The 16,639-nt window shown below is 52.5% G+C and carries 12 protein-coding genes; 3 read left to right on the plus strand and 9 right to left on the minus strand.

The features are described from left to right. Positions 1-84: 84 nt before the first annotated feature. Complete coding sequence (locus EJQ19_RS12675) at positions 85-1,632, minus strand: fumarate hydratase (RefSeq protein ID WP_126141594.1); 1,548 nt, start codon at positions 1,630-1,632, stop codon at positions 85-87. Between the two features lie 149 nt (positions 1,633-1,781). Between EJQ19_RS12675 and EJQ19_RS12680 the strand changes: the two genes are divergently transcribed. Then, positions 1,782-2,918 carry a polysaccharide deacetylase family protein gene (locus EJQ19_RS12680; RefSeq protein WP_126141595.1) on the plus strand — a complete coding sequence of 379 codons (1,137 nt, stop codon included), beginning with the start codon at positions 1,782-1,784 and terminating at the stop codon, positions 2,916-2,918. A 270-nt stretch (positions 2,919-3,188) separates the two neighbouring features. Here the strand turns inward: EJQ19_RS12680 and EJQ19_RS12685 are convergent, their stop codons facing one another. The 4 genes from EJQ19_RS12685 to EJQ19_RS12700 are packed head-to-tail and all read right to left on the minus strand — an operon-like array spanning position 3,189 to position 8,756. Then, complete coding sequence (locus tag EJQ19_RS12685) at positions 3,189-5,297, minus strand: 3-keto-alpha-glucoside-1,2-lyase-like domain-containing protein (protein ID WP_126141596.1); 2,109 nt, start codon at positions 5,295-5,297, stop codon at positions 3,189-3,191. A gap of 46 nt (positions 5,298-5,343) precedes the next feature. Then, complete coding sequence (locus EJQ19_RS12690; RefSeq protein ID WP_126141597.1) at positions 5,344-6,216, minus strand: carbohydrate ABC transporter permease; 873 nt, start codon at positions 6,214-6,216, stop codon at positions 5,344-5,346. Beyond that, positions 6,213-7,796: an extracellular solute-binding protein gene (locus EJQ19_RS12695; RefSeq protein ID WP_126141598.1), complete on the minus strand. Its 1,584-nt coding sequence runs from the start codon at positions 7,794-7,796 to the stop codon at positions 6,213-6,215. The genes EJQ19_RS12690 and EJQ19_RS12695 overlap by 4 nt, the downstream gene beginning before the upstream one ends. Positions 7,797-7,829: 33 nt before the next feature. Next, positions 7,830-8,756 (minus strand): ABC transporter permease, encoded by a 927-nt coding sequence (locus EJQ19_RS12700; RefSeq protein ID WP_126141599.1) that lies wholly within the window; start codon positions 8,754-8,756, stop codon positions 7,830-7,832. A gap of 289 nt (positions 8,757-9,045) precedes the next feature. Here EJQ19_RS12700 and EJQ19_RS12705 point away from each other — a divergent pair, with 289 nt between their 5' ends. Further along, positions 9,046-11,355, plus strand: coding sequence for an AraC family transcriptional regulator (locus EJQ19_RS12705; RefSeq protein WP_126141600.1), 2,310 nt, complete (start codon positions 9,046-9,048; stop codon positions 11,353-11,355). Positions 11,356-11,438: 83 nt separating this feature from the next. Continuing rightward, positions 11,439-12,053, plus strand: coding sequence for a 5'-deoxynucleotidase (gene yfbR / locus EJQ19_RS12710; RefSeq protein WP_126141601.1), 615 nt, complete (start codon positions 11,439-11,441; stop codon positions 12,051-12,053). Positions 12,054-12,148: 95 nt separating this feature from the next. Here the strand turns inward: yfbR and EJQ19_RS12715 are convergent, their stop codons facing one another. The 4 genes from EJQ19_RS12715 to citZ form a co-directional block, all read right to left on the minus strand. Next, a complete protein-coding gene (locus tag EJQ19_RS12715) occupies positions 12,149-12,523 on the minus strand; it encodes a hypothetical protein (protein WP_126141602.1) in 375 nt (124 codons plus the stop codon). A 316-nt stretch (positions 12,524-12,839) separates the two neighbouring features. Continuing rightward, entirely contained in the window at positions 12,840-13,781 is a 942-nt protein-coding gene (mdh, locus tag EJQ19_RS12720) for a malate dehydrogenase (RefSeq protein WP_126141603.1), read from the minus strand. 61 nt (positions 13,782-13,842) lie between these two features. Continuing rightward, positions 13,843-15,138, minus strand: coding sequence for an NADP-dependent isocitrate dehydrogenase (gene icd / locus EJQ19_RS12725; RefSeq protein WP_126141604.1), 1,296 nt, complete (start codon positions 15,136-15,138; stop codon positions 13,843-13,845). Positions 15,139-15,282: 144 nt separating this feature from the next. After that, a complete protein-coding gene (citZ, locus tag EJQ19_RS12730; RefSeq protein WP_126141605.1) occupies positions 15,283-16,395 on the minus strand; it encodes a citrate synthase in 1,113 nt (370 codons plus the stop codon). Positions 16,396-16,639 lie beyond the last annotated feature (244 nt).

The following is a 16,639-nucleotide window of genomic DNA, read 5'->3' on the forward strand; positions in this document are numbered from 1 at the left end:
ACGATGAATAAAGAAAAAAGGGCTACTCTAAATAGTAACCCTTTCCATCCGGAATAATCCAGTTATTATTTTGTAAAGATGCGCTTATTTGAACACGGGTTCTTTAAGCAGAGACAGCTTCTCGAATGCATTTTTTTCCACGTCGGCATGCAGGCTGTTGCCGTGTGAATCCATCGTCACAATGGCCGCAAAACCTTCGGTCTTCAGGTGCCACATCGCTTCCGGAATACCGAATTCCATGAAATCGACGCCTTCGACTTTTTTGAAGCAGCGTGCGTAGTATTGTGCGGCGCCGCCGATCGCGTTCAAGTACACCCCGCCGTGCTCTTTGAGCGCAGCCAGCGTCTTCGGACCCATGCCGCCCTTCCCGATGACCGCGCGGATCCCGAATTTCTTGATAATGTTGCCTTGGTAAGGCTCCTCCCGAATGCTCGTCGTCGGGCCGGCCGCCTTCACATGCCATTCGCCCGCCTGATCTTTGCTCATCACCGGACCGCAGTGATAGATCGCAGCCCCGTTCAAATCGAGCGGCGCATCGTGATCCATCAAATATTTGTGCAGCGCGTCGCGGCCTGTGTGCATCGTGCCGTTGATGACGACCACGTCGCCGACTTTCAAGCTGCGGATCTGCTCTTCGGAGATCGGCGTCGTCAGGACGATTTCACACGGCTCTTCATCCGGATTTTGCGCTTCCGCACTGCTGGCTTCGAACGCATCCTTGAAGGAAACTTCAGTGCCGCGCGGGTAGGACCAGCCGTTGATTTCGCCGGTTTCCGCATTCAGGATCACGCCCTGACGACGGAACGCCCAGCAGTTGTACGCCACGGAGACGAAGAAAGAAGCCGGCAGACGGTTCATCACGCCGACTTTGCAGCCGAGCAGGGTCACTTGGCCGCCGAAGCCCATCGTGCCGATCCCGAGCGTGTTTGCGTGCTCCATCACGTACTCTTCCAGTTGACGCAGCTCCGGATGCGGGTTCACATCGTCCACATGGCGGAACAGTTGATGCTTCGCCAGCTCATAGCCGGTCGTACGGTCGCCGCCGATGCCCACGCCGATAAAGCCGGCGGAGCAGCCTTGGCCTTGCGCCTGATAGACCGCGTGCATGATGCATTTGCGGATGCCGTCGAGATCGCGGCCTGCTTTGCCAAGCCCTTCCAGGTCGGCCGGAAGGCTGTATTGGATGTTTTTGTTCTCGCAGCCGCCGCCTTTGAGAATCAGTTTCACTTCAATATCCTCGCGTTCCCACTGCTCGAAGTGTACAACGGGTGTTCCTGGTCCAAGGTTGTCCCCGCTGTTCGCCCCTGTCAAGGAATCGACCGAGTTCGTGCGCAGCTTGCTCGCTTTCGTCGCATTCGCGACAGCTTCGAGAATCTGCTTTTTCATAATGATTTGGTTTGCCCCGACCGGACAGTGTATAATAAACGTTGGCATGCCCGTATCCTGGCAAATCGGAGATACGTTGCACTCCGCCATATGAATGTTATCCGCAATTCGGGACAGCGACAGCGCGGAACGCGTGCCTTTGTCTTCTTTGTCCTGCGCAGCCTGCACGGCGCGGCGTACGTCGCCCGGCAAATTCGTGGACGTTTCCACAATCAGATCATAGACGCTTTGATAGAAATGCTGCATGATGATTTCCTAGCTCCTCTCAATTTGAAACAAAATTCATTGCCCTCGTATCTATGATTATATCATACCTTTTTAGAAGAGTTCGAATCTTATTCCACTTCAAGGATACTCTTTCCGATATGCTGAGGCAAACAAGGAGATTCTCTGACATGTCCAAAAGATTGCTGCTTACAGCGCTCATCGGCCTGATCGGCATGACGCTTCTGCTCTCGCCCTTGCAAGCCGAAAAGGCGGGCGATGTGTATTACCAAGACCAGGTTGCAGTACTGATGTACCATCACGTTCACGATACGGATACAAGCTCCAGCACCATCACCCGCAAGCTGCTGCAGGATCAATTGCAGACGCTGCTGAGCCGCGGGTTTCATTTTATCACGCTGGATGAATTCAGGCAGTATATGAACGGCGCGTCCGTGCCGTCCAATGCGGTGCTCGTGACGTTCGACGACGGCTATCAAAGCTTCTATACATCCGCTTATCCGATTCTAACGAGCCTGCGTGTACCCGCGGTGAATTTCGTCATTACGACGGATCTGGCGAATCCGCTCGGTTCTTACATCCCGTCCATGTCCAAGGAGCAGATCAGCGAAATGACGCATAACACAAACTTCATTGATATCGGCTGCCATACGGACAATATGCACCATAAGCTGCCCAGCGGTGAAGCCGCCCTGATCGGCTTGGACCGCGGCGAGAGTGAAGCCGATCATGAGCAGCACGTGCTCAAGGACGCGAAGGCGTGCGTCGGCAAGCTGACGCCGCTGACGGACCGTCCGCTCGACGCGATGGCGTACCCATTCGGCATCACGTCGCCGGCGGCGACGGCGCAAGTGGCGAAGGCGGGCATCCGCTACGCCTTCACGATTTCGCCGGAGATGGCGACGCGCAGCGCCGATCACCTGCTCATCCCGAGGATCAACGCAGGCAGCCCGAACATCACGCCGGAGCTGCTGGTGCGCTCGATCCAGCGCAGGGTTGTCGCGCAGCCGGGGCACAGCCCGCTGCGCATCGATGCGGCCAGCGCCGCCGCGCAGCTCGGCGGCACGGCCGCGGTGGAAGGCGGAGCGCTGCAGCTCCGCCTTGGAGACACCGCATTCACCCTTGAGGTGAATGCGCGGACCGCCACGCGCGGCGACGCGCGCGTGAAGCTGCAGGAGCCCGTGCTGCGCAGCCACGGGCAGGTCACGATCGCGCTTGACGACTTGCAAGCGCTGATCGGCCGGCCGCTCGTGTACAACGCGGCCACAGGCACGATCGCTGAGCGCGTGCCGCTCAGCGTGAAATAAAGGTAGCAAACCGCTTCTATATTAAGGTTAGGTTGTCATCGATTTACTTGGAAATAAGCGTGGCAAACTACGCCTAACGAGGCGGAACGCGGCTATTTTGACTGCGAATCGACATCATAAGCGTGGTTTACTACGTCTATTTTATAAATAAAACCTGATCATCACAAAATAGCGGTAGTTGACCACTTCTAATTTCCCATCTGCCGGCCATCTGTCCCCTTAACAAAAAGCCTTCGAGTCTGCCGACAACGGCAAGCTCGAAGGCTTCTTCTATTGCACAATCACATCGTCGAATTTCGCATTGGCGCGATGGGCGTTTAGTCCGATTTTACCGGAGCTGAGGCTCGTATCGGTTGCCGTTAATTCCAAATTCCCGTTCACCCAGAATTCCAGATTACTGCCGTTCAGCACCGCTTTCAACGTGTACCAGGTGCCGGTCGCAAACGGGTAGCTCTTGACCGCAAGTGTCGTGAACACTCCGCCGATCTCTTTCTGGATCTTCAATTGGCCCGTCAGTTTATAGTACTGGAAGCTGTAGCTATTATTTGCATCCTGGTACCGGGCATCGAGGCCGACACCGGCATAGCCGCCGGGATCGAACGCGTCCACCTTCACTTTGCTGCTTACCGCATAATTCGTCCAGCCCGCATTCCCGTTCAGCGCGTGCGTATCCGTGGCTGTAGAAGCACTTTGCTGATACACTTTCGAGCCATCCGTCACCACAGCCCAGGTGCCGCCGGTCGTCGTCCACCCGCTCGCTGTGCCGGATTCAAAATTGTCGCTGAAGGTAGCCGGCGGCGGCGGTGTCGTCGTCGTTTGGACCAGCTTGATGACGTCGAAGTACAGCTGATAGCCGGTACTTGCCGCATTTTTCCCCGTAACCGTGTACTTGAACGTATGGTTGCCCGCTGTCGTGAACGTGACGGTACCCATATCCGTTTTCTTATAGCCGAGTCCATTCTGGGGGTGAGCCGGCGCCGCTTCATAAAGCGAAACGGGACTGCCTTGATTTACCCCGTCAATACTAAGCTGGAAGTCACCGGCTGCCGGGCCTGTCGCGTTGTAACTGTACAAATGATACGTCCCCGCTGTCGGCACATTGATGTTCAGGTTCACATAGTCGTTGACCGCCGTTGACGTCATCCGCATGCCGAAGCCGTAATTCACGGAATAAGGTACGGTGTAGTCCGAATAGAAGCCGATGCCCGGCGTATGTGTCTGATACGGCCATTGATACGAAATAATGTAGGTCGTCGGCTTCGGAGCCGGCGTACCGGTGAAGCTCCAGTCCCAGCCCGGACTATTGTCAGGCACCGATTCAGCCGGATAAGTCGGGTCTATCACTGTTCGCGTCGTTGTCGTATTCGTCACCGTAAGCGGTGCGGATCTCCTTCGCGTCAGCTCCAAATAAATCGCATTGCTGCCGATAATATACGGACTGAACGTATCCATATCCAGCGCCGAAGCGTAATAAAACCAGGATAAATCCGTGTTCGTGTACAGTGGCGTCCAATCCTGCAGCGTCAACGAAGTTGCCGAAGCAATCGTGTTGTTATACATCATAAGGTACTTGCCTATGACGGAGCTGTAGAACACATAACCGTTTGAGCCATTAACCAGGTCTGAAGCATACCCCCCGCGGCCCAGTTCATTCCAATTGCCTAGATAAAAGTTCCGCCAGCACGTCGGATCGCCGAGCTGATTGATCGGGCATCTCGCCACCCGCTCGCTCTTGAACATGCCTTGCGCAAAGGCCGGAGATCGCAAATCCGCCCAGGCATGCACATAGAAGATATATGCATACCCACCGGCTTCATCCACATAGAAATTATGGTCGCCTGCGCCAAAATCATAGTAATTCCCTGTGTAATCGACATACCCGTGAATGTCCGAGTTATCGCTCGTAATAATATCACCGACTTTAGTCACACTGGCGAGGCCATTCGTCGATTTGTACATTTTAATTTTCCGGTAATGGTGTGCCGCCACGCTGCCGAGGAAATAGTCATACTCCACATGCGCGGTGACATAGAAGGTGCTTGTCGCGTTATCGTAATACAGTCCGACGACCCAATCGTCCGGGTCCATCCCCGTAACCGTCGTTTCCGCGGCCGTTTCGAGTCCGGCATACGACGTAGCCTTGCGCAGCTTGAAGGCGTTGCCCCGTCCCCACACCGCATATAAGTAGCCGTTCGCCGTCGCAAATCCGGGTCTGGCGTCCCCGCCTCCCCAAGTCATCGTCGTGAGCGGCCCCATTGTTGTCTTATACGGCGTGTTTACGGTTGCGGCTTCCGCCGTTCCCGCTTCGATAACAAGCATCCCCACCAGCATGGATACAACAAGCGTGAGCGACAAGAGACTTAACCAAATTTTTCTCACGTTACATCCCTCCTTTTAACATTCAATTTGTAAAGTTTAAGAACCATCATCCCTTCACTGCGCCTAAAGACAGCCCTTTCACGAAATATCTCTGCAAAAAAGGATACAGCACCACGATCGGTGCCGAAGCCAGCACAACCGTCGCCATTTGTGTGGATACCGGAAGAGGAAGCGCCTCCCCTGCACTGAGCTGCGAATAGATGTCGCTCTGCCCGACGAGGACAACCTGCCGCAGCAAAATCTGCAAGGGCCAGAGCGACGATTTGTTTAAATACAAAATCGCGGAAAAATATTGGTTCCAGTTGCTGACCGCGTAAAACAACGTAAACGTAGCCAGCGATGGAACGGATAGCGGCAGCACAATTTTCATGAAAATGCCCAGATCGTTGCAGCCATCAATCGTCGCCGATTCAATAATACTTTCATGAATCGATTCGAAAAACTCGCGCATCACGAGCAGGTTAAACGCCGAGACGGCCGTCGGAATAACGAGCGCCCATAACGAGTTCATCAAACCGGTTGCTTTGACAACCAAATAGGTCGGTATCATCCCGCCGCTGAACAGCATCGAGAACAACACCATGAAGAGAAGCGCCCTGCGTCCGCTGAAACGCTGCCGGGAACACACATAAGCGAGCAAGGCAGTGACAGTCAAATTGACCAAAGTACCTACCACGGTAATCCACACTGTGTTGCGAAGCGACGAGAAGAACACACCTGTGTTGAAAATGTAATGATAAGCCTTCATGTCCATCTGTTTGGGCCACAGGATGAACTTGCCCGAGACGATCTCATTTAACGAAGCGAACGACATCGCGATCACGTTGATAATCGGCAGCAGGCACATGAGCGTCAGCAGCGCGAGCACAATAACAATCGCGATATCCATCAGACGGTTGGACAAGCTGTGCGTTCTCATTGCCGTGCCTTCCAGGCTTCCGTCATTTCGGTCAAGGCATCCTTGCCGCCACGCGCCTTCCACTCCTCGAATATTTGATCCAGATAATCGACAGGCTTATCACCGACGATAATTTTCACAACGCCGTCCACGGTAAATTTGTACAGCTCTGCACCTTTTTCCGCATACGTCTTGGAGTACAAGCCCACATCCTGCGGCGAATAGGCTTTGCCTTGCAGCGCTTTGGCGAAGGAGTCCTGCTTCAGCTTTGTCGTTTCCGGCGTATCCGAAGCGCTCAGAATCCATTCGCCTTCATTGGCATGATTCGTCAGCTGATATTTGTTCGGTCCTTCGGTTGTACCAAGATCGGTAACGACCTTCTTGCCATTCTCGGTTTTATAATGAACGCCATCGACGCCCCATTTGAAGAAATCCGCACCCGCATCCCCGATCTGATCGTCCAACATGTGCAGCATCTTATCGAGCTTCCCGGGATCCTTCTGCAGCTCTTTGTTCAGCGCAAACACCCCGAAATAGCCGCTGCTCTTGACGTAACCACCCTCGGAGCCGTCCGGTGCCTTGAGCGGCGGAACCGCGATCAGCTCAAACTTCGGATTGGCGGCTCGCGCTTTGGCAAGCCGTTCCGGCGTAAAGCTTGTGTAGCCCCAGCTCGCGACAACGCCCGCTTTGCCCAGCAGGAAATCGTCCTCGACCTGTTGGTCCTTTTTAATGGCAAAATCCTTCGCAATCAGCCCGTCTTTGTACAGCTTTGCCAAGTAGCCGACGGCCGTTTTATTGTTCGGTGCAAACTCGCCCGGCACAATGCCGCCTTTGCCGTCTTCGACCCAGCCAACGCTAGGTCCCGCTTTCATGCTCGCCATAAGCCCTACGAACGGGTATGCGCCGTTGACGCCTGCTGCGCTGTTGACGCCGGCCGCCAGTCCGTACGTATCCTCTTTGCCGTTGCCGTCCGGATCTTTTTCTTTAAACGCTTTCATGACCGCATACAGCTCATCGTATGTCGTCGGCACCTGGAGCCCCAGCTTATCGAGCCAATCCTTGCGCATGACAAGCGTTGCCCCAGGAATGCCCCGAAGGCGTGGGATACCGTAAATATGGCCTTTATATTTGAGCGTATTCATCACGTCCTTTGGCAATTTGGCCAAATTCGGATATTTCGCGCTGTCCGCCAAATAGCTCTCCAATGGAAGAAACTGATCGCTGCCAATCGCGTTAAAATAAACCGCATCGAGATAAGGGAACAGCACGGTATCCGGAATATCGCCGGAGGCGAGCGTGACGCCCATCTTGTTGTTATACTCGCCGGAAGCGACAGGCAAATAGTCGAATTCGATATTATAGCGATCCTCAATCGCCTTCTTACCTGTACTGTTGTCCGGCGGCGCGGCCCCGTACAAAATATTCATCGCACGAATTTTATACTTTTTATCCGCTTTCTGCGCAGGCTGCGAAGCTGACGCCGATGGCGAGGTACCGCCGTCCGTCTGCTGCGGCGCCGGATCGCTGCCGCAAGCTGCGAGCAGCAAGCTTATCATCGTTACACCGGTTGCTGCTGTAAGGACTTTCTTCATGCTTTTCATGGTCAAGATCAACCTTTCGCCTATGATATGGTCTTAATACACGCCTTTCTCGCCGAACGACCGCGCCAGCCGATTAGCCGCCACAATCAAAATCATACCGACAAGCCCTTTAAGCAGCCCTACTGCTGTCGTAAAGCTGAAATTGCCGTTAACAACGCCCATGCGGTACACGTACGTATCCAGCACTTCCCCCACTTCGGACACGCTTGCATTCAGCATAAGGTACACCTGCTCAAATCCGACATCGAGCACCGTACCCAACCGCAGGATAAATAAGATAATAATCGTTGAACGAATGCCCGGCAGGGTCACATGATAGATTTGCCTCAGCCGGCCTGCGCCGTCCATTCGTGCAGCCTCGTAAAGCTCGGGATCGATACCGGTGAGTGCGGCCAAATAAATAATCGTGCCCCAGCCGGATTCCTTCCAGATCACCTGCAGCACCAGCATCGCCCGAAAATTATGCTCATTAGACAGAATGTTGATCGGCTGCAATCCCCAGTCCACCAGCAAATGATTCACTTGCCCATCGCTTTGAAAGAGCAGATAGAAGATCCCCGCCACGACGACCCACGACAGGAAATGCGGCAAGTACAGAAAGGTTTGCACGATTTTTTTGAAAAACGCAAACTTCAGCTCATTGAGCAGAATCGCAATGAGAATCGGCACCGTGAAAGCGAATACAATTTGATAAAAGCTAATGATTACCGTATTCATGAAATATCGGCCGATTTCCGGCGAATCAAAAATGCGGCTGAAATTGTCCAGCCCGACCCATTCGCTCCCCAGAAAGCCTTTGGACGGAATGTACTTCTGAAACGCAATGACGATGCCCAGCATCGGGACATACTTATAGATTAAGAAATAAACGATGCCCGGTAAAGCCATGAGCCACAAATACCTTTCTTTTACGATACGCCTCCGCCACGTTACCCCTCGTCTTTCCGCTTGCCTTTCCATAAGCTGTACAGTGCCCCTCTCCTCATTGTCATCTGTTGTCACCCCCTTGCCACTCATCATAGGCAGAGGTTAGCCGCACGGCAATCAACCATTTTTACGCAAAAAAAGCGCATGACAAAGCCGCGTATTCACAGGGAATACACAGGCTTAAACGGGCGGATACACTTTTTTTGCAGCCGGCGCCCCGCCTTGTAAAAAGTGTGTGCGGCCAATCGCACAAGAAAGCTTTCTCGTTGTGATATACTGAAGCCAATAGGATGCGAACTACTACCCGCGAAGGAGATCGAACATGGATACGCATGCATGGCGCCGACTCAAGCATTTCCTCGAAACGAAAACGCCGGGCTGGAAACTCCAAAACCGGCTGCTGATTTCACTCATCCTTTTGTCCAGCATTCCTGTTGCCATAGTGGCGATTTCCTCCTCCCTCATCAGCAACCGGATTCTCAGTGATCAGACCGACCAGATGCACCAGGTCTTCCTGAATCAAGTCGAGAAAGAAATGAACAATCAATTCAAAAAGTTTGACGAGCTAATGCTGCAATACACCTACGATAACTCCTCGCTCAGCCGATTCACGAATGAGGATTTGACCTACCGCAATTTCGGCCTTGTCAACGATCTCTACACCGTTTTGACCAATTTAAGAAGCGGCATGGAAAATGTCGTGGAAATTGATTTTTACAGTACACCGTATCAAAAAATCGTGACCTCCAGCGGTCTGCTGCTGCAGCCCGACGAATTTATGGATCCAGCCGCGCTGCAAAGCTCCCGTTCGTTAACCCGATACGGCAGCTGGATCGATACACGTACGCACCTCAATTCGCGCTTGGAGCGCCCGGTCATTACGTACATCAGACCCACGACGATTGCCGGTTCGAATGTTGTGAACAGCTTTTTTATTGTTTACTTGGACGCTGCTTCGTTAAGCGCCAAGCTGAAAGCCAACGTAAGCGACCCCGCAACGTATTTGGTGATCAACGCTTCCGGCAACGCTGTGATGCATTCCGTTCCGTCCAAGGTGGGGACCGTCGTCGATTTTCCGCATTTTCGCGAGGAGCTCATGAAAGGCAAAAACATGGCGAATTACCGCTTCACCCTGCCGATCGACGGCAAAGCCTCGCTTGTCAATTCGGTCTATTCCGCCAATCGGGACTGGTACTATGTGTCCATTCTGCCAATCGCACTGGTGAAGAAAGAGACGAATCTGCTGCGCAATCTTTTATTCAGCGTCAGCATCGCGTTTATTCTGCTTGCGGTTCTCATTGCCATTCGCACGTCCAAGCGTATTTATCTCCCTGTTCACAAGCTGACGCAGCGGGTGTTCAAGCAGAAAGCTGTTGCCGACAGCAAAGATGAGATCGTTTACATTACCGAACATATCCAACACATGGAAGCGCGCAACGATCGTTTGCAAAAAACGGTCAGCCAGTATCACTCCCATGCCGAGCAATATAGCTTGATGAGTCTCTTAGTCGGTACATCCAGCGACACGACCCTGCATCAGGATACGTTTCAAGATCTGCCGGTCTGCTTGCTTCTGCTGGAAACGGATGCTGTCTACCTGCAGGCGCACTACTCGCGAAACGACCAATTCCTGCTGTACTATGCGATCGAGAATATCGCCCAAGAGGTGTTAAATGCGAAAGGCATCACACGCAGCCTGATGATTCAGCCCGGTCTTTTTGCCATTGTGTATCAGCCGCCATCAGCTTCCCCGCAGCAGTCCCGGGCCGATGCAACCGAGCTGCTGGATGCCGTTCGTTCTTATTTAAAACTGAATATCGTCATCTCTGCCGATTATTCGGAGCGCGGCCTGCAAGGCATCCATGACGTGTTCCAGCAAGCCAAGCATGCGCTCCGGTACAGCTTCTCGCTCGGTACCAATCAAGTTATCATTGGCGGTGAGCTGGACCCTTCCGTCTCCGATCAAGCCGATGCCCTGGTTGAAGTTGAGACCCTCATTTTGCATTCACTGCAAAGCGCCCAGTACGGCGAAGCGCAGGAGTTGTTCGCGCAAATCATTCAACTGCTGAAAGATGACAGCTCGCTGACTTCCGAGGTCGTGAAAGCCTACTGCTCGCAACTGCTCGGCGCCATGATGCACGCTGTCGGAAAAGACTTCCACAGCGACACAGAGACGATGAATATGAAGGCGTTGACCGTCGAGCTGGATCGGCAGCGAAATTTGCAAGAGATCGAGCGCTTCTTCCATACCCGTTTCTTTGACAACTTGATGGCCTCCCATCCGGAGAAGTCCTCCCTGGAACGGCTGCAAATCGAACAAGTCGTCACCTTTATTCGGAATCATTACGATCAGGACATATCCCTGCAATTGTGCGCGGACCTTGTCGGCCTCAGCAGCTCGCAGCTCAGCCGCACTTTCAAAAAAATCATGGGCATGAACTTCGTCGATTATGTCATTCAACTGCGGGTGAACATTGCCAAAGAGCTGCTCAGCGATTCGGCCAATTCGATTCAAGCGGTGACCGATAAGCTGCGATATACGTCCGTCAATAGCTTTATCCGGATTTTCAAGAAAATTACCGGCACCACGCCAGGCAGTTACCGGAAGGATGCGCAGGACATGAAGCTGTAGCCGTAGACGCGCAAGTTGACATCGATTCGCCTAAGTGATATATCTGTTAGGATAATCTTTTGCAGATGCTTTAGGAGGAACCGATGAATCATCATTTTTTTGCCTACTTATACCGTCTCAAATATATTGACCGCTGGAGCCTCATGTGGAACATGCGCCGCGAGAATGTCGCAGAGCACTCGTTCTACGTCGCCTCCATCGCCCACATGCTGTGTACGATTGCCAATGAGGTCTACGGCAAGCAAGTGCCGACCGACCGCGTCGTTTCGATTGCCTTGTTCCACGACGCTTCCGAAGTGCTGACCGGCGACATTCCGCAGCCTGTGAAACACAACAACAAGGAAATCCTGCGCAATTTCCGGGAAATTGAAGATGTCGCCGCCGAGCGCCTCTTGCAGACGATTCCACCGGCCATCCGGGATACGTACCGCAAGCTGATTCAAGAGCCGGAGCCGGAGCTATACACCTGGGTCAAAGCCGCCGACCTGATTGAGGCATACATCAAATGCCTGACCGAGCTGTCCACAGGGAACCGCGAGTTCGTCGTCGCCAAACAGCAAGTGCTCGCTTCCCTGCAAAAAATGAACATGCCGGAAGTCGACTACTTCCTGAAGCATATGAGCGCCTCTTTCGAGAAAACACTCGATGAAATCACGTTGACGGAGACGGATGCCGCGTCCGACAGTCAACCAACTTAACAGATGCTTTAACTCCAGAACTACTTCTCCTGAACGTTAAAAAGCTCCCGGACCCACTTTTGGAAGTGGGGCCGGGAGCTTTTCACTGCGTGGCCTTAGGATAAAATTTGCGGATTCGTCATAATCAGAATCGCCAACACGACTGCGATTGCCGCGATCCAGGAGAACGATTTGATTTTACCTGCATCTTCCGATGCCGATTGGCCTGCTTGGCTGTTCTTCACCATTTTCTTGATGCGGCTGCCCATCATACCGGTTACTGCGCCAACGATCAGCAGAAGCACAACCGCAACACCCATCCACAGACCGGATGGCATCGGATCGATTTGGCTTACCATCGCACCTCCCGATAAGAAAGCGACAATCAAAGCGAATTGTCCCACACGGTTCAGCGAGGACAGCAGTCCTGCAAAGCCTTGCAGCGCCGCGCCGGACAGACTTGCTGCTCGTCCCACAATAAACGGAAACACTACGTAAGCTCCTAGTAATAAGGCACTAAGCACATGCAAAAAAATCATAACCTGATACATTTCGTCAACCTCCGCAAGTTCTTCATTAGAATCGTTCTCTTGTAGTATACAGAATCGATACGATTTGAACAAGAAAGCGATGTCATCCCGAAACGAAATTCACGATTTCTCCATAAAAATGTGACGGAATCGGGCAGCAAGAACCCCGTTCACCAGATTTCCAAAATGCCGCCTCCCCATCCGCATCTGCGCCGTAATGACAAGAGCCCCTCTTCGCATAGGAAGAGGGGCTCTTGCGATTATCGTCGACGGGTGGTTACCCGGTAACGATTTTCACGACATTCCGAACGGAACTCGCCGTTTTATCCAGCGCCGCTTTCTCGGCATCCGTGAGCTCGATGTCCATGATTTTCTCAATGCCGTTCGCGCCAAGCACAGTCAGCACGCCCATGAACAAGTTCTCATACCCGAATTCGCCTTCGAGCAGCGCAATGGTTGGGATAATGCGTTTCTTATCTTTCAGGATCGCTTCTGTCATTTGCACAAGGGAAGCTGCTGGGGCATAATACGCGCTGCCGTTGCCGAGCAGGTTCACGATTTCGCCGCCGCCGGTGCGGGTGCGCTGGACGATCGCTTCAATCCGATCCGCCGGAATCAGCTTCTCGATCGGAATGCCGCCAGCGTACGTATAACGCACGAGCGGTACCATGTCGTCGCCGTGACCGCCGATCACGACCCCTTGAACGTCCTCCACCGACACGTTCAGCTCCTGCGAGATGAACGTTAAGTACCGAGCCGTATCCAGCACGCCGGATTGGCCGATCACGCGGTTTTTCGGGAAGCCCAGCGCTTGATACGCGACGTAGGTCATCGCATCGACCGGGTTGCTCAAGATAATGACGATCGCGTTCGGCGCGACCTCTTTAACATTCTCGCACACCGATTTGACGATTCCCGCATTCGTGTTCACCAGGTCGTCGCGGCTCATGCCCGGCTTGCGAGCGATCCCCGCGGTAATGATCACGATATCGGAATCCGCCGCGTCCGCATAGTTGGATGTTCCCGTGATTTGCGCGTCAAAGCCTTGCACAGGCCCTGCTTCGAGCATATCGAGGGCTTTGCCCTTCGTCGGATTCTCCAGCTGCGGAATGTCCAGCAGCACGATATTCCCCAATTCTTTCTGAGCAAGCATCAGAGCTGTTGTCGCACCGGTGAACCCAGCGCCGACAACCGTAATTTTATTACGACGGATAGCCATTTAAAATTACCTCCTGAACGACAAATTTGCGGATCTATCGTACCTTTTTCAGGTCAGTCAATTACATGTTTTTGATGATTTCGTTCGCGAACTCGGAGCACTTGATTTCTTTCGCGCCTTCCATCAGACGTGCGAAGTCATAAGTAACGGTTTTGTTATTGATGGAAGCTTCCATACCTTTGTAGATCAGCTCAGCCGCTTCCAACCAGCCCAAGTGCTCAAGCAGCATAACGCCGGACAGAATAACGGAACCAGGGTTTACTACGTCAAGACCTGCGTATTTAGGCGCCGTACCGTGCGTAGCTTCGAAGATCGCGTGACCCGTCAGGTAGTTGATGTTAGCGCCTGGTGCGATACCGATGCCGCCAACTTGTGCTGCAAGCGCGTCGGACAGGTAGTCACCGTTCAAGTTCAATGTCGCGATGACGTCGAAGTCAGTTGGACGTGTCAAAACTTGTTGCAGCGCGATGTCCGCGATTGCGTCTTTTACGATGATTTTGCCAGCAGCTTCAGCATCTTTTTGCGCTTTGTTAGCCGCTTCAACGCCTTGCTCTTCTTTGATGCGGTCATATTGTGCCCAAGTGAACGTTTTGTCGCCGAATTCACGCTCAGCCAGCTCGTAACCCCAATTTTTGAACGCGCCTTCTGTGAACTTCATGATGTTGCCTTTGTGAACCAACGTAACGGATTTGCGGCCGTGTTTGATTGCATACTCAATCGCAGCGCGGATCAAACGCTCCGAACCTTCGGAGGATACTGGTTTTACACCGATACCGGAAGTTTCTGGGAAGCGGATTTTCTTAACGCCCATTTCATTTTGCAAGAAAGAGATCACTTTTTTAACCGCTTCGGAGCCAGCTTCCCACTCGATGCCCGCGTAGATATCTTCTGTATTTTCACGGAAAATAACCATGTCAACCAGCTCAGGACGTTTAACCGGGGACGGTACGCCGTTGAAGTAACGAACCGGACGGGAGCATACGTACAAGTCAAGCTCTTGGCGAAGCGCAACGTTCAGGGAACGGATACCGCCGCCGATTGGCGTAGTCAGAGGTCCTTTGATGGAAACGATGTATTCGCGCATAGCTGTCAATGTGTCGTTAGGCAGCCAGTTGTTGAATTTGTTGAAAGCTTTTTCACCGGCATAAACTTCGTACCAAGCGATTTTTTTCTCGCCTTTGTACGCTTTCTCAACTGCAGCGTCAAGCACGCGCACGGATGCGTTCCAGATGTCTGGGCCTGTGCCGTCGCCTTCGATGTAAGGGATGATCGGGTTGTTAGGAACTTGCAGAACACCGTTTTCGATCGTGATTTTTTGACCTTCTGTTGGAAGCTCGTAAGTTTCGAATTGTGGCATGGATATGGTTCCTCCTAATGATATATGTAAAATTAGTTAAACACCTGGACACACAAAAAGTGACGGGAGTCGCGGTACTCCCCGGTAAATCCTGCCGGGATCGGGTACCGAACTGCCCGCACCTTGAGTTTGAAGCTTAGCCAATCAGCGTTCGCTGATGGGTACGTATTTTTGGTTAACCGGACCTGTGTACTCTGCGCGAGGACGAATCAGGCGGTTGTTTTCATACTGCTCAAGGATATGCGCCGTCCACCCGGAAGTACGGGAGATTGCGAAGATCGGCGTGAACAAGTCGCGCGGAATCTCAAGCGTAGTGTATACGGATGCGGAGTAGAAGTCAACGTTTGGTTTCAAACCTTTGAGACCTGTTACGAGTTCTTCCGTTTTGATGGACATTTCGTACCATTTCAAGTTGCCTGTCAGTTTGCCCAGCTCCAGGGACATTTTTTGAAGGTGCTTCGCACGCGGATCGCCGCCTTTGTAAACGCGGTGACCGAAGCCCATGATTTTATCCTTGCGCTCAAGCTTGCCGTTGATGTAAGGCACAACGTTCTCGATCGTGCCGATTTCTTCGAGCATCGCCATAACCGCTTCATTGGCACCGCCGTGAAGAGGCCCTTTGAGCGTACCGATCGCGGATGTGATACCGGAGTAGATGTCAGTCAATGTTGCAACGGTAACGCGCGCCGCGAACGTGGAAGCGTTCAGCTCGTGATCGGCGTGAAGCACAAGCGCTTTATCCAACGCTTCGATCGCAATTTTGTCCGGCTCTTTGCCTGTCAGTTGGAACAAGAAGTTCGCTGCGACGGAGGAATACCCTGGGGACGCGAGCGGCTCTTTGCCTTCGCGAATGCGTGCAAATGCGGCCACGATCGCCGGAATTTGCGCTTGCAGTTTAATCGCTTTACGCACGTTCGCTTCTTGGCTCATGTCGTTCGCTTCCGCATCATACAAAGCAAGTGCGGATACCGCCGTACGCAGTGCTGCCATGGAGTTTACATCTTTTGGAAACAGTTTCATTTGGTTGATCACTTCAGCCGGAATGGTGCTGGCAGCGTTCAAGTCGCTTTGCAGCTTCTCAAGCTCCGCCCCAGTAGGCAGTTTTCCGAACCAAAGCAGGTAAATCACTTCTTCAAATGTCGCATTTTCAGCGAGGTCATCAATATCAATGCCACGGTACGTAAGAACACCATCCACAATGGAGCTGATGGACGAGGTTGTGGCTACAATTCCTTCTAAACCTTTGGTTGCAGTCATTTGGGGAATCTCTCCTTAGCTACTCTATTAGCAAAAAATTGCTGCTTTCCTTTTCTTAATAATAAAGTATTTTACGCGCTAAGTGAACAAAAGAAGGCATAAAACTTTATTTTCACTACCATTAAATATTCTTTTTGGCGAAAATGAGCTATTTTCGTTGCTTTCCGCCTTAAAACACACGATAGAAGTTTTTGTAGATTCCGCCGATTTATGCAGATACCTAGGAAAAAATTTGTAGACGCAA

The organism is Paenibacillus whitsoniae, from assembly GCF_003955665.1.
Taxonomy (GTDB): Bacteria; Bacillota; Bacilli; order Paenibacillales; family NBRC-103111; genus Paenibacillus_E; species Paenibacillus_E whitsoniae.